26 protein-coding genes are annotated in these 24,088 nt (G+C 65.4%); 7 read left to right on the top strand and 19 right to left on the bottom strand.

Annotation, left to right across the window (positions count from 1 at the left end):
- Positions 1-31: 31 nt before the first annotated feature.
- Positions 32-391: a rhodanese-like domain-containing protein gene (locus tag I6N89_RS04410; RefSeq protein ID WP_207017004.1), complete on the bottom strand. Its 360-nt coding sequence runs from the start codon at positions 389-391 to the stop codon at positions 32-34.
- A gap of 152 nt (positions 392-543) precedes the next feature.
- On the opposite strand from I6N89_RS04410, the gene uvrA reads away from it, so the two are divergent.
- Positions 544-3,414, top strand: a complete 2,871-nt coding sequence (gene uvrA, locus I6N89_RS04405; protein ID WP_207017003.1) for an excinuclease ABC subunit UvrA — start codon at positions 544-546, stop codon at positions 3,412-3,414.
- A 64-nt stretch (positions 3,415-3,478) separates the two neighbouring features.
- Here uvrA and I6N89_RS04400 read toward each other — a convergent pair whose 3' ends face one another.
- The 3 genes from I6N89_RS04400 to I6N89_RS04390 all read right to left on the bottom strand — a co-directional run bounded on the left by I6N89_RS04400 (position 3,479) and on the right by I6N89_RS04390 (position 5,033).
- Positions 3,479-3,835 carry an excinuclease ABC subunit A gene (locus I6N89_RS04400; RefSeq protein ID WP_207017002.1) on the bottom strand — a complete coding sequence of 119 codons (357 nt, stop codon included), beginning with the start codon at positions 3,833-3,835 and terminating at the stop codon, positions 3,479-3,481.
- A gap of 118 nt (positions 3,836-3,953) precedes the next feature.
- Positions 3,954-4,151 carry a YgaP family membrane protein gene (locus tag I6N89_RS04395; RefSeq protein WP_207017001.1) on the bottom strand — a complete coding sequence of 66 codons (198 nt, stop codon included), beginning with the start codon at positions 4,149-4,151 and terminating at the stop codon, positions 3,954-3,956.
- A 96-nt stretch (positions 4,152-4,247) separates the two neighbouring features.
- Positions 4,248-5,033, bottom strand: coding sequence for an enoyl-CoA hydratase (locus tag I6N89_RS04390; protein WP_207017000.1), 786 nt, complete (start codon positions 5,031-5,033; stop codon positions 4,248-4,250).
- Between the two features lie 57 nt (positions 5,034-5,090).
- Here I6N89_RS04390 and I6N89_RS04385 point away from each other — a divergent pair, with 57 nt between their 5' ends.
- Positions 5,091-5,519, top strand: a complete 429-nt coding sequence (locus I6N89_RS04385) for a PaaI family thioesterase (protein WP_207016999.1) — start codon at positions 5,091-5,093, stop codon at positions 5,517-5,519.
- A gap of 67 nt (positions 5,520-5,586) precedes the next feature.
- Here the strand turns inward: I6N89_RS04385 and I6N89_RS04380 are convergent, their stop codons facing one another.
- Complete coding sequence (locus I6N89_RS04380) at positions 5,587-5,814, bottom strand: DUF1127 domain-containing protein (RefSeq protein WP_207016998.1); 228 nt, start codon at positions 5,812-5,814, stop codon at positions 5,587-5,589.
- A gap of 68 nt (positions 5,815-5,882) precedes the next feature.
- Here I6N89_RS04380 and I6N89_RS04375 point away from each other — a divergent pair, with 68 nt between their 5' ends.
- The 3 genes from I6N89_RS04375 to rpsI all read left to right on the top strand — a co-directional run bounded on the left by I6N89_RS04375 (position 5,883) and on the right by rpsI (position 8,427).
- Positions 5,883-7,307 (top strand): PLP-dependent aminotransferase family protein, encoded by a 1,425-nt coding sequence (locus I6N89_RS04375; protein WP_207016997.1) that lies wholly within the window; start codon positions 5,883-5,885, stop codon positions 7,305-7,307.
- 170 nt (positions 7,308-7,477) lie between these two features.
- On the top strand, positions 7,478-7,936 hold the full coding sequence (rplM, locus tag I6N89_RS04370; RefSeq protein ID WP_076704788.1) for a 50S ribosomal protein L13: 459 nt from the start codon (positions 7,478-7,480) through the stop codon (positions 7,934-7,936).
- A gap of 2 nt (positions 7,937-7,938) precedes the next feature.
- Positions 7,939-8,427 (top strand): 30S ribosomal protein S9, encoded by a 489-nt coding sequence (rpsI, locus tag I6N89_RS04365; protein WP_207016996.1) that lies wholly within the window; start codon positions 7,939-7,941, stop codon positions 8,425-8,427.
- 106 nt (positions 8,428-8,533) lie between these two features.
- Here rpsI and I6N89_RS04360 read toward each other — a convergent pair whose 3' ends face one another.
- The 5 genes from I6N89_RS04360 to I6N89_RS04340 all read right to left on the bottom strand — a co-directional run bounded on the left by I6N89_RS04360 (position 8,534) and on the right by I6N89_RS04340 (position 12,953).
- Entirely contained in the window at positions 8,534-9,385 is an 852-nt protein-coding gene (locus I6N89_RS04360) for a sulfotransferase family protein (protein ID WP_207016995.1), read from the bottom strand.
- Between the two features lie 122 nt (positions 9,386-9,507).
- Positions 9,508-10,125, bottom strand: coding sequence for a TetR/AcrR family transcriptional regulator (locus I6N89_RS04355; RefSeq protein WP_207016994.1), 618 nt, complete (start codon positions 10,123-10,125; stop codon positions 9,508-9,510).
- Positions 10,125-10,994: a polyphosphate kinase 2 gene (ppk2, locus tag I6N89_RS04350; protein ID WP_207016993.1), complete on the bottom strand. Its 870-nt coding sequence runs from the start codon at positions 10,992-10,994 to the stop codon at positions 10,125-10,127. Before ppk2 ends, I6N89_RS04355 begins: the two co-directional genes overlap by 1 nt.
- Positions 10,995-11,045: 51 nt before the next feature.
- A complete protein-coding gene (locus tag I6N89_RS04345) occupies positions 11,046-11,996 on the bottom strand; it encodes an alpha/beta hydrolase (protein WP_328805841.1) in 951 nt (316 codons plus the stop codon).
- Positions 11,997-11,999: 3 nt separating this feature from the next.
- Positions 12,000-12,953, bottom strand: a complete 954-nt coding sequence (locus I6N89_RS04340) for a homoserine O-succinyltransferase (RefSeq protein ID WP_207016992.1) — start codon at positions 12,951-12,953, stop codon at positions 12,000-12,002.
- Positions 12,954-13,088: 135 nt separating this feature from the next.
- Between I6N89_RS04340 and I6N89_RS04335 the strand changes: the two genes are divergently transcribed.
- Positions 13,089-13,649: a hypothetical protein gene (locus I6N89_RS04335; RefSeq protein WP_207016991.1), complete on the top strand. Its 561-nt coding sequence runs from the start codon at positions 13,089-13,091 to the stop codon at positions 13,647-13,649.
- A 7-nt stretch (positions 13,650-13,656) separates the two neighbouring features.
- Here the strand turns inward: I6N89_RS04335 and I6N89_RS04330 are convergent, their stop codons facing one another.
- The 8 genes from I6N89_RS04330 to I6N89_RS04295 all read right to left on the bottom strand — a co-directional run bounded on the left by I6N89_RS04330 (position 13,657) and on the right by I6N89_RS04295 (position 21,769).
- Positions 13,657-14,514: an ATPase gene (locus tag I6N89_RS04330; protein ID WP_207016990.1), complete on the bottom strand. Its 858-nt coding sequence runs from the start codon at positions 14,512-14,514 to the stop codon at positions 13,657-13,659.
- An 80-nt stretch (positions 14,515-14,594) separates the two neighbouring features.
- Positions 14,595-15,743, bottom strand: a complete 1,149-nt coding sequence (locus tag I6N89_RS04325) for an OmpP1/FadL family transporter (RefSeq protein ID WP_207016989.1) — start codon at positions 15,741-15,743, stop codon at positions 14,595-14,597.
- 106 nt (positions 15,744-15,849) lie between these two features.
- Positions 15,850-16,728, bottom strand: a complete 879-nt coding sequence (locus I6N89_RS04320) for a DMT family transporter (RefSeq protein ID WP_207016988.1) — start codon at positions 16,726-16,728, stop codon at positions 15,850-15,852.
- A complete protein-coding gene (locus I6N89_RS04315) occupies positions 16,725-16,997 on the bottom strand; it encodes a putative quinol monooxygenase (protein WP_076704761.1) in 273 nt (90 codons plus the stop codon). Before I6N89_RS04315 ends, I6N89_RS04320 begins: the two co-directional genes overlap by 4 nt.
- 128 nt (positions 16,998-17,125) lie before the next feature.
- On the bottom strand, positions 17,126-18,697 hold the full coding sequence (gene guaA / locus I6N89_RS04310) for a glutamine-hydrolyzing GMP synthase (protein WP_207016987.1): 1,572 nt from the start codon (positions 18,695-18,697) through the stop codon (positions 17,126-17,128).
- Positions 18,698-18,752: 55 nt separating this feature from the next.
- Positions 18,753-19,388 (bottom strand): DUF2270 domain-containing protein, encoded by a 636-nt coding sequence (locus I6N89_RS04305; protein WP_207016986.1) that lies wholly within the window; start codon positions 19,386-19,388, stop codon positions 18,753-18,755.
- 156 nt (positions 19,389-19,544) lie between these two features.
- Positions 19,545-20,402, bottom strand: coding sequence for a delta-class carbonic anhydrase (locus I6N89_RS04300; protein ID WP_236016425.1), 858 nt, complete (start codon positions 20,400-20,402; stop codon positions 19,545-19,547).
- 107 nt (positions 20,403-20,509) lie between these two features.
- Positions 20,510-21,769 carry an OmpP1/FadL family transporter gene (locus I6N89_RS04295; protein ID WP_207016984.1) on the bottom strand — a complete coding sequence of 420 codons (1,260 nt, stop codon included), beginning with the start codon at positions 21,767-21,769 and terminating at the stop codon, positions 20,510-20,512.
- A gap of 311 nt (positions 21,770-22,080) precedes the next feature.
- Between I6N89_RS04295 and I6N89_RS04290 the strand changes: the two genes are divergently transcribed.
- The gene (locus tag I6N89_RS04290) at positions 22,081-23,625 is read left to right on the top strand and encodes a trimethylamine methyltransferase family protein (RefSeq protein WP_207016983.1); all 1,545 of its coding nucleotides are present in this window, start codon (positions 22,081-22,083) and stop codon (positions 23,623-23,625) included.
- A 42-nt stretch (positions 23,626-23,667) separates the two neighbouring features.
- Here the strand turns inward: I6N89_RS04290 and I6N89_RS04285 are convergent, their stop codons facing one another.
- Positions 23,668-23,952, bottom strand: coding sequence for a DUF6477 family protein (locus tag I6N89_RS04285; RefSeq protein WP_207016982.1), 285 nt, complete (start codon positions 23,950-23,952; stop codon positions 23,668-23,670).
- Between the last annotated feature and the right edge of the window lie 136 nt (positions 23,953-24,088).

Here is a 24,088-nt window from a genome sequence, read left to right as displayed (position 1 = left end):
CAAGATCCTTCGAAGGATCTTGCGTCAGCGCTCAGCGGGTGATCTCGCCCCCGGCGCGCTGCCACTTCGCCAGCCCGCCGATATTGTGCACCGCCGCATGGCCCAGGCGCCGCAGCGTCCCGCAGGCCATGCCCGAGCGCGCGCCGCTGGCGCAATAGACCGCGATGGGCTTGCCGGATCTGAGTTCGGGCAGGCAGTCCGGGCTATGCGGATCGCAGCGCATCGCCAGCGCCGCCATCGGCACATGCAGCGCGCCTTTCGCCTTGCCGGTGGCCGCCAGCTCCGATCCGTCGCGAATGTCGATCACCACCACATCGCCTCTGCGCGATTTCTGCACCGCCTCCTCGGCGCTCATCCGCGCGGCGCGGTTTCCGGTCAGAAAGGCGAACATCGGCATCTCCATCGGCTCGGTTGCACAAGCGATATGCATTCAAATTCAAGAATGTAAAGGCGCCGCGTTCAAGTTCGCGCTATGTTCTCATTTTGCGATTGGCGATCCCGGCGCTTTCGCCTATGTAACGTGCATCCGGATCCGGAGGTCTCATGGCTGAGCTGAAGCAGATCGAAGTGCGCGGCGCGCGCGAGCACAATCTGAAATCGATCGATGTCGACATTCCCCGCGACGAGCTGGTGGTGATCACCGGCCTGTCGGGCTCGGGCAAGTCGTCGCTGGCATTCGATACCATCTATGCGGAGGGGCAGCGCCGCTATGTCGAGAGTCTCTCGGCCTATGCGCGGCAGTTCCTCGACATGATGGAAAAGCCCGATGTCGATCACATCGCGGGCCTGTCGCCGGCGATTTCCATCGAGCAGAAGACCACGTCGAAGAACCCGCGCTCCACCGTCGGCACGGTGACCGAGATCTACGACTACCTGCGTCTGCTATTCGCCCGCGTCGGCACGCCCTATTCGCCCGCCACCGGCCAGCCCATCGAGGCGCAGCAGGTGCAGGACATGGTCGACCGGGTCATGGGCATGGAGGAGGGCACCCGCGGCTATCTGCTGGCGCCGATCATCCGCGACCGCAAGGGCGAGTACAGGAAAGAGTTCCTGGAGCTGCGCAAGCAGGGCTTCCAGCGGGTCAAGGTGGATGGCGAGTTCTACGAGCTCGACACGCCGCCCACGCTCGACAAGAAATTCCGCCACGATATCGACGTGGTGGTCGACCGCATCGTCGTGCGCGAGGGGCTGGAGACGCGGCTCGCCGACAGTTTCCGCACCGCGCTCGACCTCGCCGACGGCATCGCGATTCTGGAAACGGCGCCGAAGGAAGGAGACCCTGAGCGGATCACCTTCTCGGAGAATTTCGCCTGTCCGGTCAGCGGCTTCACCATCCCCGAGATCGAGCCGCGGCTGTTCTCCTTCAACGCGCCCTTCGGCGCCTGCCCGGAATGCGACGGGCTGGGCGTCGAGCTGTTCTTTGACGAACGGCTGGTGGTGCCCGATGCCACGCTGAAGATCTCCGACGGCGCCATCGCGCCCTGGCGCAAGGGCAAATCGCCCTATTTCCTGCAAACCATCGAGAGCATCGCCAAGCATTACGAGTTCAACAAGAACGAGCGCTGGAAGGATCTGCCCGCGCATGTGCAGCAGGTCTTTCTCTACGGCTCCGGCAAGGAAGAGATTCCCTTCCGCTACGATGAGGGCGGGCGGGTCTATCAGGTCGAGCGGGTGTTCGAGGGGGTGATCCCCAATATGGAACGCCGCTATCGCGAGACCGACAGCAACTGGATCCGCGAGGAATTCGAGCGCTACCAGAACAACCGCCCCTGCGGCAGCTGCGGCGGCTACCGGCTGCGTGAGGAGGCGCTGGCGGTGAAGATCGGCAAGCCCGGCAACCTGCTGCATATCGGTCAGGTGGTCCAGATGTCGATCAAGGAGGCCTATGCCTGGATCGGCACCGTGCCCGACGCGCTGACCGGCCAGAAGAACGAGATCGCCCGCGCCATCCTCAAGGAGATCCGCGAGCGGCTGGGCTTCCTCAACAATGTGGGCCTCGAATACCTCACCATGAGCCGCGCGGCGGGCACGCTCTCGGGGGGCGAGAGCCAGCGCATCCGGCTCGCCTCGCAGATCGGTTCCGGCCTCACCGGCGTGCTCTATGTGCTCGACGAGCCCTCCATCGGGTTGCACCAGCGTGACAACGACCGCCTTATCGGCACGCTGAAATCCCTGCGCGATCAGGGCAATACGGTGATTGTGGTAGAGCATGACGAGGACATGATCCGGCAGGCGGATTACGTCTTCGATATCGGTCCCGGCGCCGGGGTGCATGGCGGGCAGGTGGTCAGCCACGGCACGCCGGATGCCATTGCCGCCGATCCCGCCAGCCTCACCGGTCAGTATCTCTGCGGCGCGCGCGAGATCGCCGTGCCGGCGGAGCGGCGCAAGGGCAACAAGAAGAAACTCACCGTGGTCAAGGCGACCGGCAACAACCTCAAGAAGGTGACCGCCGACTTCCCTCTGGGCAAGTTCGTCTGCGTCACCGGTGTGTCGGGCGGCGGCAAGTCGACGCTGACCATCGAGACGCTCTACAAGAATGCCGCGATGAAGCTCAACGGCGCGCGCGAGACGCCGGCGCCCTGCGAGACGATCAAGGGGTTCGAGCATCTCGACAAGGTCATCGACATCGACCAGCGGCCCATCGGGCGCACGCCGCGCTCCAACCCCGCCACCTATACCGGCGCCTTCACGCCCATCCGCGACTGGTTCGCCGGGCTGCCCGAGGCCAAGGCGCGCGGCTACAAGCCGGGGCGGTTTTCGTTCAACGTCAAGGGCGGGCGCTGCGAGGCCTGCCAGGGCGATGGCGTCATCAAGATCGAGATGCATTTCCTGCCCGACGTCTATGTCGAATGCGAGACCTGCAAGGGCGCGCGCTACAATCGCGAGACGCTGGAAATCAAGTTCAAGGGCAAGAGCATCGCCGACGTTCTTGATATGACGGTTGAAGAGGCGCAGGGCTTTTTCCAGGCGGTGCCCAGCATCCGCGAAAAGATGGATGCGCTGATGCGCGTCGGGCTCGGCTATATCAAGGTGGGCCAGCAGGCGACGACGCTTTCGGGCGGCGAGGCGCAGCGGGTGAAGCTGTCGAAGGAGCTGGCGAAACGCTCGACGGGCCGCACGCTCTATATTCTCGACGAGCCCACCACGGGGCTGCATTTCGAGGATGTGCGCAAGCTGCTCGAAGTGCTGCACGAGCTGGTGGAGCAGGGCAACACGGTGGTGGTGATCGAGCACAATCTCGACGTGATCAAGACCGCCGACCACCTCATCGACATCGGCCCCGAGGGCGGCGATGGCGGCGGCGAGATCGTCGCGACCGGCACCCCCGAAGAGGTCGCGGCGGTCGAGCGCTCGCATACCGGCCACTATCTCAAGCCGATGCTCGCGGCGGGCCGGGTGGCTGCCGAATAGGGCGCATGACGTGAAAAGGGCCTGTCACGCGACAGGCCCCTTTCGCGCAGCAATGAGCGGCGGCTCAGTTCAGCAGGGCCGAGACTGCGCCGATCACGTCGAGCACTTTGCGGGTCTCGGGATCGACCCGGTACACCGTGTCGTTGCTGCGGTAATAGGTGTAATCCGGAACCAACCCGTAATCGCGCGGGTCGCGCAGGACAACATAGCCGTCGGAAATCCGCTCGCCGATGCGATAGCGATAGACATGATCGCGGTCGTCACGGTCGCGCACGGTTTTCTTGGCCAGCCCCGGCGGGTTGCAGCCATTGTGCTTTTTCGCAAGTCCCGGCGGGCAGCCCTTGGGGGAAGCGCTGGCGGCGAGCGGCAGGCCCAGCGCGGTGACGGTCGAGAGCAGGGCGATGGCGAGGGTGCGACCCATGGCATTTCTCCTTATTTCGCAAAGTCTTTGCAGGGAAAACGCCGACCGCCCATGCCCGGTTTCCTCAACCGGTGCGCATGGGCGGAGCTTTGCCGGGCGCGGATGCCGCGCCGGCGGATTATTTCCGGGGGCAGGTGTTGATGCCCAGCAGCGAGTAAATCGGGCAGGTGCCCAGCAGCCCGGTCACCAGCGGGATGATGCCCAGCAGATAGAGCCAGCTATAGGGGCCATCCGTCAGGAAATAAGCGAGGATGAGCAGGGCGCCCACGACAATGCGCAGGATCTTGTCGATCCCGCCGACATTCTTGGCAAACATGGTCTTTCTCCTTTTTCGAAAGGTCTACCGTTCTTGTGCCGGCATTTAACCGCATCCGGGCCGCCGCGTCTGTGATCTGGTCACACAAGCCGCAACTTATTGCTCCCAATCGGGTTTTCTTTTTTCGAGAAAGGCCGAAATACCCTCATCCGTATCGCGCCAGAGCATGTTTTCCACCATGACCTGCCCGGCATAGGCATAGGCCTCCTCCAGCGGCAGCCCGGCCTGAGTGTAAAACGCCTCCTTGCCAATCTTCACCGCCGCGCCGAGCTTGCCGGCCACGCTCGCCGCCAGCTCTTCCGCGGCCTCCACCAGCTGATCGCCGGGCACGACGCGGTTCACCAGGCCCATCTGTCGCGCCTCTTCGGCGTCGGCGAAACGGCCGGTCGTCAGCATCTCGAAGGCATGTTTCGGCGCGATATTGCGGGTGAGCGCCACCATCGGTGTCGAGCAGAACAGCCCGATATTCACGCCGTTGACGCCAAAGCGCGTACCCTTGGCCGCCACCGCCAGATCGCAGGAGGCCACGAGCTGGCAGCCGGCGGCGGTGGCGATGCCCTGCACCTGCGCGACCACCGGCTGCGGCAGTTTTTGCAGGCCGGTCATCACCCGGGCGCAGCGGGTGAAGAGATCGGCGAAATAGGCGCGGCCCGAATCCTCCGCTTGCCGGCCCGCCTGCATCTGCTTGAGATCGTGGCCGGCGCAGAACGCCTTGCCCTCGCCCGAGAGGATCACCGCGCGGATCGCCCGGTCTTCGGCCAGCGCGTCGATCTGCGCCTGAAGCGCCGCCAGCATCTCGTCGGAGAGCGCGTTCAGCCGCTCCGGCGCGTTCATGTGCAGGCGCGCGACCGCGCCGGTGTCGTGACGTTCCAGCAGGCCCATCTTGTCCTCCCCTTGGGTTTGAGGGCAGCTTAGCGGCAGGGCAACAGGGAGGAAAGCATGGCGCTCGCATTCACGGTTCCGGAGATGGAGGCCTATCTGATGGAGGTCTTTCCGCAGGTCGAGGGCATGTTCGGCATCGACCGCATGGGCGAGGATCTGCTGGTGATGCGGCTGCTGGTCTCGGACGATCACCTGCGCCCCGGCGGCACGGTCTCGGGCCCGTCGATGTTCGCGCTGGCGGATGTGGCGGCCTATGTGGCGACGCTGGCACGCATCGGGCGGCAGCCGCTGACCGTGACCACCCATTGCTCGATCGACTTCATGCGCAAGCCCGAGGCGGGCAGGGATCTTCTGGCCGAGGCGCGGGTGCTGAAGATCGGCCGCAGCCTGAGCGTCACCGATGTGCTGCTATTCTCCGAAGGCTCCGAGAAGCCGGTGGCGCATGGCTCGCTGACCTATGCGATTCCGCCGGTGCCGGCGGGATAGCGATATGCAAAAAAGGCGCGAGGGAATGCCTCGCGCCCAGGGGAAGAGGTTCCGGCAGATCCGGGGATCAGCTCTGCCAGAACATGCGGCGCGCCTCCTTGTAGGCGACGTGCCGTTCCAATCCGATATCGCGCAGCAAATGCGGGTCGAGCTGCGCCAGCGCGCGGCGGGTGCGGCGGCGCTCCGACCACTTGGCCAGGGCCACCGCGATGCGCAGCGCAAATGCCGACTGCGGCGGCAGCGGGCGCTGCGCGTCGAGATAGGCGATGAGCGGGGCTTGGGTGGTCGAGGTCATGGTCGTCTCCAGTATTGTGTTGATACAATGTCCTTGCTTTACGTGGCGTCTTGATACATTCTGTCTAAATGAGCGTCGAGAAAAACATTGTGACCGATACAATATCTGCGTTGTATGACACGCAGGACGGTGGGCCGAAATACCGGGCGCTGGCCGCGGCGCTGCGTCAGGGCATTGCCGAAGGCGTGCTGAGCGTGGGCACGCGCCTGCCGCCGGTGCGCGATCTGGCCTGGCGGCTGGGCATGACGCCGGGCACCGTGGCGCGGGCCTATACGATCCTGACGGATGAGGAGGTGCTGATCGCCGAGGTCGGGCGCGGCACCTTTGTCGGCGGGACCGAGGAGCCGCGTCCGCCGATTTACCAATCCTCGCCCTATGGCCATGCCGAGGATAGCGGCGAAATGGTCAATCTTTTCACCGCAAGGCTGCCGGATCTGGGGCAGGTGGCAATGATCCACGAGGGGCTCGCGCAACTGGCGGAGCGCCCGGCGGGCGCGCTGCTCGAATACCCGTCGGCGCGCGCCTTCGCGCCGGCCCGCAAGGCGGTGGTCGGCTGGCTCGGTGGGGTGCCGCTGGGGGCGCTTCAGCATGAGGATGTGGTGCTGTCGCACGGGGCGCAGAGCGGGATCTCGCTGGTCATGCAGGCGGTGCTGCGCGGTCGCCGCCCGGTGATTCTTGTCGAGGAGCTGGCCTATCCCGGCTTTCGCCGCGCCGCCGAGCTGATGCGGGCCGAGATTGTATCGGTCCCGATGGATGAATGCGGTATTGTACCCTCCGCACTGGCCGAGATCGCCCGGCGCCATGAGGCACAGCTGCTCTGTACCTCGCCGGAGCTGCACAATCCCACCACGCTGGTGACGCCGCCGGAGCGTCGCCGCGAGATCGCCGATGTGGCGCGGCGCGGCGGCTTTGACATTCTCGAGGACGATTGCACCTTTCTGGGCGAGAGCCGCGACGCCACCTATCGCGCGCTGCTGCCCGAGCATGGCTGGTTTGTCTCCTCGATCTCCAAGACCCTGACGCCGGCGCTGCGCATCGGCTTTGCCATCGCGCCGCAATCGCGCCGCGCCGAGCTGCGCCGGGTGGCGGAGAACGGCTTTTTCGGCCTGGCGCGGCCGCTGGCGGATCTGACGGAGTATCTGCTGTCGCGTGACGAGACCCGCGAGATCGTGCGCTCGGTGCGCCGGCGCAATGCCGTCTACGTGCGCGCGACGTTGAATGTGCTGGGCGGGCACGATCTGAGCTGGCATGAGCACGCGCCCTTTGTCTGGCTTCGGCTGCCGCCGGGCTGGCGCGCCGCCGCCTTCTGCCGCGCCGCCGAGGCGCAGGGGGTGCAGGTGCGCCCGGGCGAGGATTTCGCCCCGCGCAACGGCTTTTCCCCGCATGCGGTGCGGATCGGCATGAACGCCCAGGTGGCGCTGGCGGATTTCGAGGCGGCACTGGCGCGGCTGCGCCGGCTGCTCGACAACCCGCCGGAGCAGATTCTGGTCTGAAAACTGCCCTGAAATTTGGGGTATATTGATACCATAATTTTAAGTTATTGTTTTTGCTTTTTTAATTCGGATGCGTGTCCCTTGACTGGTGTTTCCCGGCGCGTATAACCGCGCAATCGGAATTCGGGCCCCGCACGGGCCCCGTCACTACAAGCTCAAGGGCACCCACGATGAAAACCTTCTCTGCGACTCCGGCAGACATCGAGAAGAAATGGATCGTGATCGACGCGGAAGGCGTCGTTCTCGGCCGTCTCGCTTCGATCGTCGCCATGCGTCTGCGTGGCAAGCACAAGGCCACCTTCACGCCCCATATGGATATGGGCGACAATGTCATCGTCATCAACGCCGACAAGGTGCAGATGACCGGCAAGAAGCGTGAGGAAAACTTCTACTGGCACACCGGTCACCCGGGCGGCATCAAGTCCCGCACCAAGGCCCAGATCCTCGAAGGCGCGCATCCCGAGCGGGTCGTCTTCCAGGCCGTCAAGCGCATGCTGCCGGGCAACCGTCTGGCGCGCCAGCAGCTGACCAACCTGCGCATCTATGCCGGCGCCGAGCATCCGCACGAGGCGCAGACGCCGGATGTGCTGGACGTCAAGTCGATGAACAAAAAGAACACCCGGGTGTAATCATGGCCGAACAGATCAACTCTCTGGAAGAACTGGGCGCCGCCGCAGGCATCGAAGCCGCCCCGGAAGTCTTTGACGAACCGCGCGAGCCCGTCCGCGACGAGCTGGGCCGCTCCTATGCCACCGGCAAGCGGAAGGACGCGGTCGCCCGCGTCTGGATCAAGCCGGGCTCGGGCAAGGTGACGGTGAACGGCAAGGAGCTGAACACCTATTTCGCCCGTCCGGTGTTGCAGATGATCCTGCGCCAGCCGTTCAGCGTAGCCGGTGTCGAGGACCAGTTCGACGTGATGGCGACCGTCAAGGGCGGTGGCCTGTCCGGTCAGGCCGGCGCGGTCAAACACGGCATCTCGAAAGCGCTCCAGCTTTACGATCCGTCGCTGCGCGGCGCGCTGAAAGCGGCAGGCTTCCTGACCCGCGACAGCCGTGTGGTCGAGCGGAAGAAATTCGGTAAGCGCAAGGCGCGCCGCAGCTTCCAGTTCTCGAAGCGCTGATATTTCTTCGGCACGGAATTGCGAAGGGCCGCCCGCTGGGGCGGCCCTTTTGCATTTGCCGGGGGCCTTGAGATTTTTCGTACGAAAAATCTCTGCCGGTGCGGGGTCAGAGCAGATGCGCGTGCGGCCAGAGCGTTTCCGCCCGGGGCAGCCGTTTCAGCACGGCTTCATAGTCCTTCGCAAAGCTCGGGAAGACCTGTTCGGCGAGCCCTTCGGGCAGCGCGCTGCGGTCGCCGGCGGCGTTGACCGCCGCGCCACCGGCCTCGGGACGGGCGGCGATGCCGATATAGGCGGAGAGCGCTGTGATCGTCTCCGGCGTGAAGAGCGTCTCGTAAAGCGTGACGAACTGACGGTTTTTCGGGAAAACCTTGTCGAGACATGACAGCGTGACGTGATAGTCTGGATCGGTGGTGCCACGGCCGCCGGGGGCGAAAATCGCCAGAAATGCCTCGCGGTCGGCGAGATCGTCCGAGAGCTTGCTCTTGCGGCGATACATCTTGAGCAGCGACCATGCCCGCTCGATCGGGTCGCGCAGGGTGAAGACGGTCTTTACCGTCACGCCTTCGCCGGCAAACTCCTCGTCGATGCGGCGCAGCGTGTCCGCCGTGAGCGCGGCATAGCCAGGGGTCACGTCGCCGGTGAGGCGGATGCCTGTGCGGTCGAGCAGCCCGGTGAAATAGGGGATGTAGCGTGTAAGATCCTGTTGCAGGAACCAGCGCAGCTCCTTGCCGCGCAAGGGCAGACCGAGGCGTCGGGCCAAAGCGAATTGCACACGGCGGAACGTGGGCGGCTCGGGCATGAGGAAATGAGCCTTTTCCGGCACCGTGGCCGCATCCCAGACCTGCATCTCGCCAAGCGGGCCCATATCGGCGCCTTCGGCATCGCCGAGATAGGTGCGGATCCAGGTGGTGCCGGATTTCGAGGCGCCGGGGCAGAGCAGGAAAGTCTTCTGGGGCATATCGCGGGCTTTGACGGTCGGGCCGGGTTGGGGCGCTGCCCCGTCACGGCGGGGCCGTGACTCCCCGGGATATTTCAGGGCCAATGGAAGACCTACAGGCACCGGGGCGCGGCGCCAAGCCCTCAGGTGTCGGGCGGCAGCAGGCCGAGGCCGCGCAGATAGATCCCGATGCCGGATTCGAGCAGCGCCTCGGGCGGGAAGGGCGACTGGGTGCCGGGCGAGTTTCGGGCGAAAAGCTCGACCACGCCGTGGGAGAGCGCCCAGATATGCGCCGAGACCATGGAGGGCGGCGGGCGCTTGCCGGGCGGGATATGTTGCGACAGCTCGGCGGCGGCGCGTTCCTGCACGCCGCGGGCGCGGGCCGAGACGGCCGCCAGTTCGGGCGAATGGTTCACCGAGATGCCGCTTTCGAACATGGCGATGTAATGGCCGGGATATTTGCGCGCGAAGGCGAGATAGGCGCGGCCCGTGGCCTCGAAGGCGGCCAGCGCCGAGGGCTGGCCCTTGTCATAGGCGTATTGCATCACATCGGCGAAGATCGCATAGCCTTGGCGGGCGGCCTCGGCGATCAGATCCTCGCGCCCGGCGAAATGGCGATAGACCGCCGCCGGGGTGACGCCGGCCTGTTTCGCCGCCTCCGACAGAGTGAAGCCGGTCGGCCCCTTCTGCTCGATCAGCGCCAGCGCCGCATCGACGAGCGCCTGGCGCAGATTGCCGTGATGATAGCCGCGCTTGCCCATCAGCTTTCCCAGAGCTCGGGGCCCCCGGCGATTTTCGTATCCGTCGCGCCCACCGCCTTCTCGTCCTTGTTCTCGTAATCGAGATGGCTCAGCACATGGCGGATCGCCGCCAGCCGGGCGCGTTTCTTGTCATCGGAGCGGATCACCGTCCAGGGCGCCTCGGGGCAATGCGAGCGCGAGAGCGTCTCGGAGATCGCGGCGCTGTAGGCGTCCCATTTCTTCAGCCCCTCGACGTCGATCCAGCTCAGTTTCCACTGTTTCAGCGGATCGCGTTCGCGCTCCATGAAGCGGCGGAGCTGTTCGGCGCGGCCGACATTGAGCCAGAACTTGAAGACGCGGATGCCTTCTTCCACCAGCATCTTCTCGAACTCCACCACCTGAGCGAAGAAATGCTCGCGCTGCGCCTCGGTGCAGAAATCGAAGACCTTTTCCACCACGCCGCGATTGTACCAGCTGCGGTCATAAAACACGATCTCGCCGCCCGCCGGCAGATGGTCGATATAGCGCTGGAAATACCATTGCGTCGCCTCGGTGTCGGAGGGTTTCGACAGCGCCACCACGCGGGCGCCGCGCGGATTGAGGTTTTCGCGGAAGCGCTTGATCGTGCCGCCCTTGCCGGCGGCGTCGCGGCCCTCGAAGACCATGGCGACGCGCTGGCCGGTGGCCTTGGCCCAGCTCTGCATCTTGACCAGCTCGATCTGGAGCGCGTCCATCTCCTTCTGATACGCCTTTTTCTTCATCTCCTCGGAATAGGGGTAGGAACTGGAGAGGATCTCGTCCTTGTCGGCGCGTTTCAGCGCGTTGCGGATCTCTTCGGGCGCGTCATTCTCGAAAAAGGCGCTGATGGCGCCGTCGAAGGGCAGGGTCAAGGTGAAGGTCCTACTCGTTGTTTTGCACTGCAATATGGGATGTGAAAGCGATTAACGCAAACCCGCGCGTGTGGCAGCACGGGCGATGGCGGCATCCATTTCGGCACTGGCCACATGCTGCGGGGCGTGGCCGATGCCGGGCAGGATGGTCAGCCGGGCGGCATGCACGCGGCGGGCAAGCGGTGCGGAATGGATCGGCAGGCCCACCGTGGTGTCGGCGCTGCCATGCACCGCCTCGATGGGCAGGGTGAGGCGCGGGTACTGCTTGTGCAGCGCCTCGATCTCGCCCAGCAGGCTGGCCCGTTGCAGGGCGTTTTCGCGCAGGCTGTCGCGGCGCAGGGTGAGGCCCGCGCCGATATGTTCGGCATAGCCCGGCGGCGGTGCCTGCGGGGCAAAGACCTCGGCGATGGCCTCCTCGACCACGCGGTCGGGCACCCAGGCGGTGAGCAGCGGCACGAGCACCGGCGCCAGCGGGCCGGAGGTCAGTTTGTAGAAGCGCGGCAGCGGCGTGTCCCAGGGATGCGAGGCCGCCGCCAGCAGCACCAGCGCCGCGACCCGTTTCGGCCGCTGCACCGCCCAGGCCAGCGCCACCGCGCCGCCATAGGACTGGCCTAGCACGATGGGCCGCTCGGCGCCGAGCCTGTCCGCCGCCGCCGAGAGCAGCGCCGCCTGTTCGCGCAGCGACGCACCGTCCGCGTCCAGCCGCGGCGTGTAGCCAAGGCCGGGGCGGTCGAAGGCGATGACGCGGTAGTCGCGGCTGAGCCTGTCGATGGCCTCGAAGCTCCAATCGCGAAGGCTGCCGCTGGCGCCGTGGATCAGTACCAGATCGGGGCCTTCGCCGCGCATGACGTAATGCACCTTGTGGCCGTCCACCTCGACAAAGCGGCCCTCGGGCGGGTGGCTGCGCTCGGCCTGCGCCTCACGGCGCGCGGCGGTCCAGAGCGTGGCGGCTGCCAGCAGCGCCGCCAGCGCGACAAGCCCGACCAGCAGCTTGAGCGCCACCGCTCACGGCTCCAGGATGCGGCGCCAGTCGGTCTTTTCCAAACCGATGCGGGCGGGATCGAAAGGTGTGGTCTGGTAGATCTCGTTGATCCAGTTGCCGTAGAGCAGATGTGCGTGGCTGCGCCAGCGGTTGCGCGGTGTCCGGCTGGGATCGTCGTCGGGGTAGTAATTCGCCGGCACGTTGATCGGTTTGCCCGCCAGCACGTCACGGTCATACTCTTCCTTCAGCGTGCCGGAATCGTATTCCAGATGGTTGAAGATATAGAGGGCGCGATGGCAGGAATCCTCGACCAGCGCCGGGCCGGTCTCGTCGGACTCGAGCAGCACCGAGAGCCCGACAGCCTCGACTTCGGCGCGGCGGATCTCGGTCCAGCGCGATACGGGCATCACGAACTCGTCGGAGAAGCCGCGCAGGAAGGGCGAGGAGGGATCGAGATTGCGGTGCTTGATGCAGCCGAACGCCTTGTGGTCGAGCGCATGCTTGGGCACTTGGTGGAAATAGTTGATCATCGCCATGCCGCCCCAGCAGACGCCAAAGGTCGAATGCACATGGGTCTGGGTCCATTCGAAGATGCGGACAAGCTCGTCCCAGTAATTCACCTCGTCGAACTCGAGCAGCTCGATCGGCGCGCCGGTGATGATCAGCCCGTCGAATGTCTCGCCTGTCGCCTCGACCTCGGAGAAGGGGCGATAAAACGCATCCATATGCTCGGGCGCGGTGTTGCGCGTCTGATGTTCGGTCATGCGGATCAGCGAGAAGTCGATCTGCAACGGCGTCGCGCCGATCAGCCGGGCAAACTGCGTCTCGGTCTGGATTTTTTTGGGCATCAGGTTGAGCAACCCGATGCGCAGAGGTCGGATATCCTGCCGCGAGGCGCTGTCCTCTGACATCACCATGACGCCCTCGCGGTCGAGGATGTCATAGGCGGGCAGGTCGGAGGGCAGCATGATAGGCATGGAGGTCTCTGTCACTGGTTGCGGAATGCATGGTGTAGACCCGTGCCGGTGAGGGCTCAAGGGGGCAGGACGCGGTGTTCGAACTCTGCTAGGCTCTCACGGCGCATTGCACGAAATGTAGGAGGTTCTCCGGTGTTGAAGCCGTTCATTCTGTTTATGTGCCTGATCTGTCCGGTGGTCGCCGCCGCGCAGATTGAGATTTCGGACGAACAGCGCTGTGTTTGGTCCTGTCTTTACGGGCCGGGGCAGGGCGATCCGGCCAGTGCCGCGTATAATGCTTGTGTCAGAGACACTTGCGCGGATGGCGGCGGACAACAGCCGGCGCAGGATGCGAGCCAGGCCTGGGTGACCGGGCGCAGTGGTGCGGGGGTCGGCTATGCCGGGGTCGACGGTGTCCGGGCACAGACCGGGCTCTATTATTTTTGCGGCGGCGGGCAGAGCTTTCTGCGGGTGATCGGCATAGACGGCGGCGAACGCGGCATGATCGTCGAGGTGGACGGGCAGAATTTTCCGCTGAGCTTCGCGCCCAACAGTCGCAACCAGCCGGAATCGGCACAGCCGTTTTCCGCCCCGGTGATTCAGGCGCTGCAAAGCGGGTCGCGGGTGCGTGTGATGACCTATGACGGCATCGCGGTGGTGGATGCGACGCTGCGCGGCTCGTCGCGGGCGCTGGCGCAGGTGATCTCCTCCTGCTGAGGGCGCCTCAGGCGGGCATGGCTGCGGCAATTGCCTCGACGAAATCGGCCTCGTCGCGCACGCTGGCCATGTCGGCGGCATCGACCGTAACGCCCCAGCTCTTCGCCATCGCCTCGTAACGCGGCTGGCGGTGGGCCAGCGCCTGGGCATAGGCCCAGCGGATGAAGGCGTCGGGGTCCACCCGAGATTCGGCCACGCCGGTTTCGTGCAGATAGCGCGCCCAGGCATCGGCGAGGAATTCCGGCTGATAGGCCATCGGCTTGGGAGCCTTGTCGAACCGCGCCACCAGCTCTTCGGTATGGGCCTCGCTGCCGCGGATCCAGACCATCAGCGCCTCGCTGCTGAGATCGGTCAGGATCGGATCCTCGGGGTCTTCGGGATCGACCCATTCGCAGATCGAGCCGCCGGTGTCGCAGATGAAATGCGGGTAGCCGTAAAGCTCCTCGGCGCGGTTGATGAAAAAGCTGGTGTCGAGCAGCGCCTGCTCTTCGGCGCGGCGGAACTGTTCCTGACGCTGGAGATAGGTCTCCATCGGCAGGCCGCCCTTGTCCCGGTCGCCGGGCTTACCGAGATAGGCCGAAACCGGCTTGAGATTGTGAAAGCTCATATTGGCGCCGATATAGATCGAATCCGTCAGCAGCAGCTCGCGCAGGAAGGGCACCTTCATCGCCTCGCGCTTGGCGTTGTCGGCGATGTATTCGCCCATGTAGCGGGTGCCGATGCGGTAATCGATGGAATAGTGGAACCAGTCTCCGCCCTCGCGCAGGATCGAGGAGACATGGGTTTTCCCCAGGCCTGACATGGCAAACAGCACGACGCGCTTGCGCGGGGCCGCACGCCAATCCTTCGCGGTTTCATAACGCATCGGCGGGGCTCCTCTGACTCGTCCGGGCGTCACAGGTAAACATGCCGAGAGGCGGCGTCAAACAGGCCGTGCCCGCCCTGTCAGAAACGATAGGAGAGTTGGAGTCCCAGCGCCCAGGCGGTGTTGTCGGTGAAATCGGCGCGGGCGGTGTTTCCGGTCTGCGGCTGACCGTCGCCGAGCCAGATATGACCGAGCCCGCCGGAGAGCGTTACCTTGTCGTTCACCGCGTAGGAGCCTGACAGCCGCAGCTGGGTAAAGCCGATGGTGGGCGAGAGCGGCGAGAGCAGCTTGTCGCCCGGCGCCTCGTAGATCACGCTCACTGCGCCAGAGACGCGGTCATTGAAGCGGCGCCCGACGCCCAGCGTGTAGGTCGTGCTGTCTTCGAGGTCGATCAGCCCCTCCTGCGCTACGGCGACGAATCTCTCGGCATCGACGCGGAACTGCGTGTGCTTGACATAGAGCACCGAGCCGAAAAGCAGCGTATCGGGAGCGATACCGGTCTGGAATTCGAGGTTCCAGCTTTCCGGCGTCTTGACCTCGGTGGTGCTGACCCCGTCGAGCAGCGGCAGAGGCGGCAGCGGGCCGGGCCCGTCCGGGTCGATCAGCGGGCCTGTTTCATGCGATTTCATGTCATGCGATATCGCGGAATTGTAGGTCAGCGCCACGCGCAGCGCGATATCTGGGATTTCATACGCGACGCCAAGCACATAGCCATGGCCCACCGCGTCGTCGAGATCCACGGAATAGCCGCTGAGCGGGCCATAGGCGGCGCCGCGCAGGTCGATATTCCCGCCCGCCTGCTGCATGCGCAACCCGCCGAAAACGCTGAAATTGTCGTTAAACCGATAGCGCATCAGCGCGGTGAGCGATTGGGTATGCGCCTGCGCGACCGTGCCGCCGAACGGCACGTTGCCGTCCTCATAGGTCACATCCGCGCCGAAGGGCCGCTCATAGCGGAAGGCCAGGGCAAGGCGGTCGGACAGGTCGAATTTCAGCTCGAAGGTCGGCAGGACGAAGCTGTCCGTCAGAGTGCCGAGAGTCTGCGGCGGGAAGGGGGGCGAGACATTCTCGCCGGTCAGCTCAGGCTCGATATAGGCCAGGCTGAATTGCAGCAGGTTGCCGGTCTCGTAGAGGATCATCGCCGATTGCGGCGACCGCTCGATTCCGCCAGCTTGCGCAACGCTTGCGGTCAGGGCCAGACCAAAGGCCCCGATCAGTGACGATTTCATCCTGCCCACTCCCTGTACGGCTCGGCCCCCGACAGGCGCAGCCCCGGCTCAGATCTGATCTGGCCGTTCGGCACGCTCGCAAAAAAATACAAACGCCGCTGGTACGTCACTGACCGGTTGCGGCGAGATGCGGGCGCGTTTCGCGGAGGATATTGTAGTAGTTTGCGCCGAAAATAATGGCGGCACCTATAAAAACATACGGATCCAAGGCTTCACCATAGAGCGCCATCCCAACCAGCGCAACAACCGGAAGGCGGGTAAAGTCGATGGGCATGACCACGGGCGCGGGCGCGAGGCTGAGCGCGGTGGTCAGGCAGAAATGCGCCACCAGGCCGGCGACGGCGATCAGCAGCACCCAGGGCCAGCTCGTGGCGGCGGGCAGCGCGATATCGCCGTCGATGCCGGCGCAGATCAGCCCGAAGACCGATTGCGTCACCGCCAGCCAGAACAGGATGCAGCCGATGCTGACGCTACGGGTGAGCTTGCGCGTATAGACCGCCGAGCCCGCGAACCCCACGGCCGCCAGCGCCGCACAGATCAGCCCGGCATTGATGGTCTCGGGCGTGGGCCGCGCCACCACGAGCACGCCGACAAATCCCATCGCCGCCGCCAGCGCGCGGCTGGGTGTCAGCCGCTCGCCCAGCACCAGCGGCGATAGCAGGATCACCCAGAGCGGCGAGGTGAATTCCAGTGCAAAGACCTGCGCCAGCGGAATCACCGTAACCGCGTAGAGCCAGAAGTTCTGGCCGGCGAAATGGCTGAGGTTGCGGATCACATGCAGCCCGAAATGCCGGGTGGAGATCTCGTGCTGCCGCCCGGTGGCAAAGAGCACCGAAGTCACGATCAGCACGCCGATCAGCGAGCGATAGAGCAGGATCTCGAACGTATCGAGGTCGAGGCTCACCTCACGCCCGGCCACCGCCATGCTGGTAAACGAGACGATCGCTCCGGACATCCAGAGCACGGCTTTCAGGGTCGGGCTCATGCTTCGGTGATCTCGTAATCGCGCGGGCAACCGGCGGTGACGCGGGCCCAGTCGCTGGCGCCGGCGCGGGCCTGATGCGCGTCGAAGGCGGCGCGGTCGGCAAAGCGTTCAAAGACCTCAAAGCGGCCCGGCGCGGTCTCGGTCACGTCGAAATGCAGGCAGCCGGGTTCGGCGCGTGTCAGGCGGATATGCTCGGGCAGGGCGGCGCGCACCGCTTCGGCCCGCTCGGGCGGGCAGGTCATCGTACCTGTCAGTCGGATTTCGGCCATGGCTCCTCCTCGCCCTTTCGGGCCGGGGCGACCTTGCGTCGGGGAGGCGGGAATCACAAGCCCCGCACCGGGGGTGCGGGGCGCTTTGGGATTGTCTGTGTGCAAATGATCCCGAAGCGGCGCCGGGGTCACTCCAGCTCGATGGTGCCCGGCGGTTTCGAGGTGCAGTCGTAGAACACCCGGTTGATGCCCTTCACCTCGTTGATGATCCGGGTCGAGGTCTCGCCCAGGAACTCGTGGCTGAACGGGTAGTAATCGGCGGTCATGCCGTCCACGCTCGTCACCGCGCGCAGCGCCAGCGCGTAATCGTAGGTGCGCCCGTCGCCCATCACGCCGACCGTGCGCATCGGCAGGATGGCGGCGAAGGCCTGCCAGATCTCGTCGTAAAGCCCGTGCTTGCGGATCTGGTCGATATAGACCGCATCCGCCTTGCGCAGGATCTCCAGCTTGTCGCGGGTGATCTCGCCGGGGCAGCGGATGGCGAGGCCCGGGCCGGGGAAGGGGTGACGACCGATGAAGCTCGCCGGCAGGCCCAGCTCGTGCCCCAGCGCGCGCACCTCATCCTTGAAGAGCTCGCGCAGCGGCTCGACCAGCTTGAGCCCCATCTTCTCGGGCAGGCCGCCGACATTGTGGTGCGATTTGATGGTGACCGAGGGGCCGCCGGAAAAGCTCACCGATTCAATGACATCGGGATAAAGCGTGCCCTGGGCGAGGAACTCTGCGCCCTCGATCTGGTCGGCGTATTTCTGGAACACGTCGATAAAGAGCCGCCCGATGATCTTGCGTTTGGTCTCGGGGTCGGAGACGCCTTCAAGCTCACCAAGGAACAGATCCTGCTCCTGCGCGTGGATCACCGAGAGGTTCATGTGATCGCGGAACATGCCAACGACCTCTTCGGCCTCGTTGAGCCGCAGCAGCCCGTGATCGACGAAGACGCAGGTGAGCTGCTCGCCCACCGCCTCGTGGATCAGCGCCGCCGCGACCGAGCTGTCGACACCGCCGGAAAGCGCGCAGATCACCTTCTTGTCGCCGATCTGCTCGCGGATCTTGGCCACCGCCTCGTCGCGATAGGCGTCCATCGTCCAGTCGCCCTTGAACCCCGCATCGCGGACGAAATTCTCGTAAAGCGTCTTGCCGTTGGGCGTGTGATGCACCTCCGGATGGAACTGCACCGCGTAAAAGCGGTGTTCCAGATCGGCGGTGATCGCAAAGGGCGCGCCGGGCGAGGTGGCGTAGACCGCAAAGCCCGGGGCGAGTTCCGAGACATGGTCGCCATGGCTCATCCAGACCTGCTCGCGTCCGGTGCCGTCGAGGAACCAGCCGGTGAGCAGGTCGATGCGCTCTTCCTTGGGGGTCACATAGGCGCGACCGAACTCGGCGGTGTGGCTCTGGCCGGCCTCCACCTTGCCGCCGAGATCCTGCATCATCACCTGCTGGCCATAGCAGATGCCGAGGATCGGCACGCCCAGCTCATAGGCGGCCTGCGGCGGGCGTGGCGAGCCCTCGCGGGTGACGCTGTCCGGCCCGCCGGAGAAGATGATCGCGCGGGGCGCGAACTCTTTCAGGAAGGCGTCGGTGACGTTCTGATAGGGGTGGATTTCGCAATAGACATTCAGCTCGCGCAGGCGGCGCGCGATGAGCTGGGTTACCTGCGAACCGAAATCGATGATGAGAAGGCGATCATGCTGGGTCATGCGCACGCTTTAGGGGCGGTTTTGCGCCGGCGCAAGAGGCGTGGCGCATGGCGCGGCGGGCTCAGCCCATGGAGTCGGATTTTTCCCGCCCGCGTGCCCGCCCGCGCCGCAGATCGTCGCGCTTGCTCCAGAGCGCGATGGCGCCGCAGACCGAGACATAGATCACCCCCATGAGCATCATGATCTCGCCCGGCAGCGGGCCGACATCGGCGCGGCGCATGGCCTCGTCAAAGCTCTGCACCTCGGTCGGATGCACGGCGATCTTGCCGGCGAAGGCGAGGGTCTGGATCAGCAGGATCCAGAAGTAATTGCGCCGGATGCGGCGGCCGACCGCGACCATGAAGGGCACATGGTAGCGCGGGCGCAGGTAGTCGTTTGCGAGCACGCGCTGCCAGTCGTCTTCCATGTGCAGATCGCCCTCGGAGAGCATCGGCGCGTAGAAATGCGTCTCCATCCAGCGGGCGCGGGCGCGCCAGACGTTGAAATAGCGGTAGCGCCGGGCTTCGAGGACGAGAAAGAACACGATCAGCACGCCGACCAGCACCAGCGGCAGCGGCGAGGCCTCGGGCGAGGCGAAGGAGATCGACAGCGCCACACCCAGCGTCACCACCGCCCAGTTGGTCGTGGTGTCGAGCCGGGTGCGCCAGATGGTGCTGCGATAGACCTCGCCCCGGTAGAGATGCGCGATGGCGCCCATTTCGGAACTGTCGAGATCCTTGCGCGGCGCGGGCGCGCCGGTGCTCTGCTGTGCGATGGTCTATCCTCCCCGCCGGGCGCCGCTTATGCTGCGGCGCGCCTCCTCCGGCGGTATTGTGCAACGTGTCGCAGCACCGGTCAAACCCCGGCGCGGCGCTCAGTCCATCGGGCTCAGCAGCGCGGGGGCGGTGACCAGCGCGCGCACGCCGTGGCTGTGGCTTTCCTCGAACACGTTGCCCATCGCCGCCCAGGCGTCGAGCGTGGCGATGTCGAGCCGGGCGCAGCGCGGGCGCACCGACCAGGTGACCTGAAGCGGCGAACAGACCTGCTGGCTGTAGCTCGTGCCGGTGGTCGAGCCGCGAAACTCCACCGGGCGGCCGGTGCCGGTGGGCAGGGCGCGCGGCTGGTAGAGCCCCTGCCGCATGGTGCCGAAATAGATAAAATCGCGGAAATCCAGCGCGTTGGGGTCGTTGACCACCAGAAACACCTGCGATTCGACGCGCAGCTGCGGGTTCTGGCAACGCTCCGACAGGCAGGCGCCGAGGCCGGGCCCCGGCGCCACGTCGCAGGACGAATAGACCCAGTGCACCTCGATCGTATCGCCGGGGGCGACGCCCTCGAACACCCGGGCGCCGCCGCGCGGGCGGCTGAGCTCTGCCGGGGTGAGCCGCGCCGAGCCCGCGCATCTGAACCCGCCATGTTCGCCCGCGCCGGCATAGATCGAAAAGCCCGGCCCCATATGCTCGGCATTCGTATGGGTGTGGATGTTGCAGAGGTTGAGATCCTCCGGCGGCGGCGCCAGCTCGAACCGCGCGGGGTTGCGCCCGTGCGGGTTGGAGATGTCGCGCGGGGTCTGCGGGCCAAAGCCCTGGCAGATTTCGCCACCGCTCGCGGCCTGCGGCGCTGCTGCGGGTGCTGCGCCATGGGAGGCCGGGGCATGGCCCGATTCCGCCAGCGCGCCGGTGGCGCAGAGCGCGAGGGCGAGCGCCGCCAGGGCCTTGCGGTATCGGTGCATGATCTCTCCTGTGCGCATATGGCTGCAATCCGGACAGATCATGCCCCGGCAGGCGTGAAGACCGTCTTAAGGCCGCCCCCGGCCTGTCCTGCCGGGGGCTTTGCCGCTCACCAGCGATAGGTGGCGCCGATGGCGAATTCGTTCTGCGACATGCGGATTTTCACTGGCTGCGGCATGCCGGTGAGCGCCGGGTTGCTGCCCTCGATCTCGTTCTCGAAGGCATGCGTCCAGGAGGCGGTGATGCCCCAGCGCTCGGTGACCCGGTAAGAGGTGCCGAGCGAGGCGTGCCATTGTGGCGTCGCCGGGGTTAGCGCATTGATCACCGCAGAGCTGTCGTCGATGAACTTGCTGGAATGGCTGATGCCGCCGCGAAAGGTCCATCTCTCGTCATGCCGATAGATCGCCGCGAGGCGCCAGACATCCATGTCCTTCCAGCCAAAGCCCACGCCATTGCCCGCGCCGAGCGGCCCTCCGGGCGGGGCGTTGGGATTGGCGATGGCGGGAATGTCGCTGTAAAAGATGCGCTGGAATTCCCCTGTAAAGGTCCATTTCGGCGTCGCCTGCGGGGTCCACGCCATGCCGATGGTGGCCACGGCCGGCACGTCGAAATCGCCGTCTCCTGCGAAGAGTCCAGCATATTTGTCAAAGGCTTCCATGTCGATCTTCGAGCGGTAGGCGGCGCCGAAGGCAAGCTGCGGCGTGGGCTCCCACAGCACGCCGATATTGTAGCCGATCCCGGTCGACCAGTCGTCCTCTCGGTCGGTGACATTGCCCGGGTCGATGGACATGCCGGCAAAGGCTTCGAGCCCGGTGGCGCTGAACCGCTGCACCGCGAGGATCGGAGAGAGGCCCACCGAGACCGTCTCGCTCGCCCGGTAGGACAGGTTGAGGCTGATGAAGGCCTGTTCCAGATTGACCCCGACCGGCGAGGAGCCGGCGCCGAGTCCGGCAAAGAAATTGCTGTCGTATTCGGTGTTCATGCCGCCATTGCCGAACATGAAGGCGGCAAAGGCGATACGGTCGTTCAGCACCCAGTTGGCGCCGCCGCAGGGGATCAGGAAATAGTCGTTGCGGCTTTTATGCGTGCCGGGGGTGAGCGGCCCGCCGGGCGCCACCTCGACCTCGCGGTCGGGCCAGAAATTGGTGAGGCAGAGCCCCGCCTGATTGCCGACCTTGTGGCCCATCGCCGGGTTCTGCGCCAGCCCCAGCACGCCCGAGGGCACCGCCACGCCAGCCCCCGCCATGCCCTTGGAAGCGCCGCCATAGCCATTGGCGATATAGCCGTTGGTGGCCAGCGCCGGACCTGCGCCGAGCGCGCAGAGAACCAGCGCACCGGCCAGCGGCCCGCGCGTGAAATCGAAACTCATATCGGATGTCCCTCCCTGTTCCGCCGTCTCCCCCGGCGGGCGGTCTCTTGTTCTCCTCCTGGCCCGTAACGGAGGCCCGCCGTCCTGTGCGAAATAGTGATGCGAAATAGTGATATTCTAGAATCATTATATTAAATGTTTGGAATATCTCTTGTCACCTGTTTTTCGTTAGCGCCCAAAGCCGTCCTGGCGCCGGGGATGTCGCTTTTTCACGTCATGCGCCGCAATCGCGCCTATCCGGCGGCGCATGCCGGGTTAAACTCACCGAAAGCCGGGGGCAGAGGGCGCCCGGATTCTGACGAGGTTGGCATATGGCGGAAGCATCGGCGCGCAGACGGAGCAGAAGCGGCGGAGGCGCGGCACGGCGCGCGGAGCGTGGCTCGACGGTCGTGGAGACTGCGAAATATATCGAGCGCAATATCCCCGATTTCGAGCTGCTCACCGAAGAGGCCTTGCAGGTCATCGAAGAGAATGCCGAGATCGTGCTGGAGGAGATCGGCGTCAATTTCGTCAACAACCCCGGCGCGCTGGCCCGCTGGAAGGAGGCCGGCGCCGAGATCGAGGGCGAGCGCGTGCGCATCCCGCGCGGCCTGGCGCGACAGCTTTGCGCCACGGCGCCTTCGCGCTTTACCCAGGTGGCGCGCAACCCCGCCAAGAGCGTCGAGATCGGCGGGCGCAATCTGGTGCTGGCGCCGGTTTACGGCCCGCCCTTCGTGCATGACGCCATGGGCGGGCGCCGCTACGCCACGCTGGAGGATTTCCGCAATTTCGTGAAGCTCGGGCAGATGTCGCGCTGGCTGCACCATTCCGGCGGCACGGTCTGCGAGCCCACCGACATCCCGGTGAACAAGCGTCATCTCGATATGCTGCATTCCCATATGACGCTGTCGGACAAGCCCTTTATGGGCTCGGTGACCGAGCCGAGCCGGGCGCAGGACAGTGTGGACATGTGCGGCGTGCTCTTTGGTGAGGCGTTCGTCCAGCAGAACACGGTGATGACCTCGCTCATCAATATCAACTCGCCGCTGACCTTCGACGATGTGATGATGGGCGCGCTGGAGGTCTATGCCGCGAATAACCAGGCCTGTATCATCTCGCCCTTCATCGTCGGCGGGGCCATGGCGCCGGTCTCGGTGGCGGGCACGCTGACCCAGGTGCTGGCCGAGGTGCTGGCGGGCGTGGCCTATTCCCAGCTTGTGCGCCCGGGCGCGCCGGTGATCTTCGGCGCCTTCGTGACCTCGATCGACATGAACTCGGGCGCGCCCACTTTCGGCACGCCGGAAGCGGCGCAGATCACCTATGGCGCGGGGCAACTGGCGCGGCGGCTTGGGCTGCCGTACCGTTCGGCGGGCTCGTTCAACGGCTCGAAACTGCCCGACGCGCAGGCCGCCTACGAGACCGCGAACACGCTCAACAACGGGCTGCTGGCGGGGGTGAACTTCATGCTGCATGCCTGCGGCTGGCTCGAAGGCGGGCTGGTGGCCTCTTACGAGAAATTCGTCATGGATGCGGATCAGCTCGGCGTGCTGCACAAGATGGCGGCGGGGGTGTCTGTGGACGAGAGCGCCCAGGCGATGGATGCGCTGCGCGAGGTGGGACCGGGCGGGCATTACCTTGGCTGTGCCCACACTCAGGCGCATTTCAAGACCGCGTTCTGGCGCTCGGAGCTGCTCGATTACAAGCCCTTCGAGACCTGGAGCGAGGAGGGCGGGCGCGACACGATGCAGCTTGCCTCCGAACGGGTGCGCAAGCTGCTCGACAGCTACCAGCAGCCGGAAATGGACCCGGCCACCGCCGAGGCGCTGGCCGCTTTCGTCGCGGAGAAGAAGGCCGCGGTGCCCGACAGCTTCATGTAACATATTGGCTGCCCCGCGCGTTTCCGCGTGCGGGGCGCCAGATCAGGCATGCGCGCGCAGCTGGCGCGCCTCGCCCATCATCGCGGCCAGCACCTCCACATGGCGCGCCGCAGAATAACCGCCATCCGAGGCGCGGCGGCGCTCGTCCAGCACGGCCTCGATTTCCATCAGTTTCAGAATCGCCGGCGCGTGGCGCGCGGGCGGCGCGACCCCGAGAATGCGCCCCAGATGCGGTTCGCGGCGATACTCGTCCGCCCCGATCCGGGCGGCGCGCACAAGCAGGCGCGGGCGGCGCAGCGTCTGCATCAGGCTGAGAATGTCTTGCATGTTTTCCGGTCCCCAGTGGTGAAACTGAGCCCATGCTTGCACGGGTTTTCTAGGTGTTGCGGGGCGCCGGGGCGATGAGAACGGTTCGTTTATGATTGTTTATAAATTGTCGCTAATTTGGGTGATCGGACAGAAA

The sequence above is a fragment of the Salipiger abyssi genome (genome assembly GCF_017311415.1).
Lineage (GTDB): Bacteria > Pseudomonadota > Alphaproteobacteria > Rhodobacterales > Rhodobacteraceae > Salipiger > Salipiger abyssi_A.
This window is presented reverse-complemented; position numbering and strand designations above follow the sequence as displayed.

Coding starts and splice junctions, on each gene's coding strand:
- I6N89_RS04380 (WP_207016998.1), bottom strand. CDS start 5,814: ATGACCTCGACCACCCAAGCCCCGCTCATCGCCTATCTCGACGCGCAG.
- I6N89_RS04400 (WP_207017002.1), bottom strand. CDS start 3,835: ATGGGTCGCACCCTCGCCATCGCCCTGCTCTCGACCGTCACCGCGCTG.
- I6N89_RS04285 (WP_207016982.1), bottom strand. CDS start 23,952: ATGCAAGACATTCTCAGCCTGATGCAGACGCTGCGCCGCCCGCGCCTG.
- I6N89_RS04340 (WP_207016992.1), bottom strand. CDS start 12,953: ATGCCTATCATGCTGCCCTCCGACCTGCCCGCCTATGACATCCTCGAC.
- I6N89_RS04305 (WP_207016986.1), bottom strand. CDS start 19,388: ATGGGCGCCATCGCGCATCTCTACCGGGGCGAGGTCTATCGCAGCACC.
- I6N89_RS04390 (WP_207017000.1), bottom strand. CDS start 5,033: ATGGGCCTGCTGGAACGTCACGACACCGGCGCGGTCGCGCGCCTGCAC.
- I6N89_RS04375 (WP_207016997.1), top strand. CDS start 5,883: ATGAGCGTCGAGAAAAACATTGTGACCGATACAATATCTGCGTTGTAT.
- I6N89_RS04395 (WP_207017001.1), bottom strand. CDS start 4,151: ATGTTTGCCAAGAATGTCGGCGGGATCGACAAGATCCTGCGCATTGTC.
- I6N89_RS04355 (WP_207016994.1), bottom strand. CDS start 10,125: ATGGGCAAGCGCGGCTATCATCACGGCAATCTGCGCCAGGCGCTCGTC.
- I6N89_RS04320 (WP_207016988.1), bottom strand. CDS start 16,728: ATGAGCCCGACCCTGAAAGCCGTGCTCTGGATGTCCGGAGCGATCGTC.
- I6N89_RS04315 (WP_076704761.1), bottom strand. CDS start 16,997: ATGGCCGAAATCCGACTGACAGGTACGATGACCTGCCCGCCCGAGCGG.
- I6N89_RS04325 (WP_207016989.1), bottom strand. CDS start 15,743: ATGAAATCGTCACTGATCGGGGCCTTTGGTCTGGCCCTGACCGCAAGC.
- I6N89_RS04410 (WP_207017004.1), bottom strand. CDS start 391: ATGTTCGCCTTTCTGACCGGAAACCGCGCCGCGCGGATGAGCGCCGAG.
- I6N89_RS04330 (WP_207016990.1), bottom strand. CDS start 14,514: ATGCGTTATGAAACCGCGAAGGATTGGCGTGCGGCCCCGCGCAAGCGC.
- rplM (WP_076704788.1), top strand. CDS start 7,478: ATGAAAACCTTCTCTGCGACTCCGGCAGACATCGAGAAGAAATGGATC.
- I6N89_RS04295 (WP_207016984.1), bottom strand. CDS start 21,769: ATGAGTTTCGATTTCACGCGCGGGCCGCTGGCCGGTGCGCTGGTTCTC.
- I6N89_RS04300 (WP_236016425.1), bottom strand. CDS start 20,402: ATGCACCGATACCGCAAGGCCCTGGCGGCGCTCGCCCTCGCGCTCTGC.
- I6N89_RS04360 (WP_207016995.1), bottom strand. CDS start 9,385: ATGCCCCAGAAGACTTTCCTGCTCTGCCCCGGCGCCTCGAAATCCGGC.
- I6N89_RS04385 (WP_207016999.1), top strand. CDS start 5,091: ATGGCGCTCGCATTCACGGTTCCGGAGATGGAGGCCTATCTGATGGAG.
- I6N89_RS04290 (WP_207016983.1), top strand. CDS start 22,081: ATGGCGGAAGCATCGGCGCGCAGACGGAGCAGAAGCGGCGGAGGCGCG.
- uvrA (WP_207017003.1), top strand. CDS start 544: ATGGCTGAGCTGAAGCAGATCGAAGTGCGCGGCGCGCGCGAGCACAAT.
- rpsI (WP_207016996.1), top strand. CDS start 7,939: ATGGCCGAACAGATCAACTCTCTGGAAGAACTGGGCGCCGCCGCAGGC.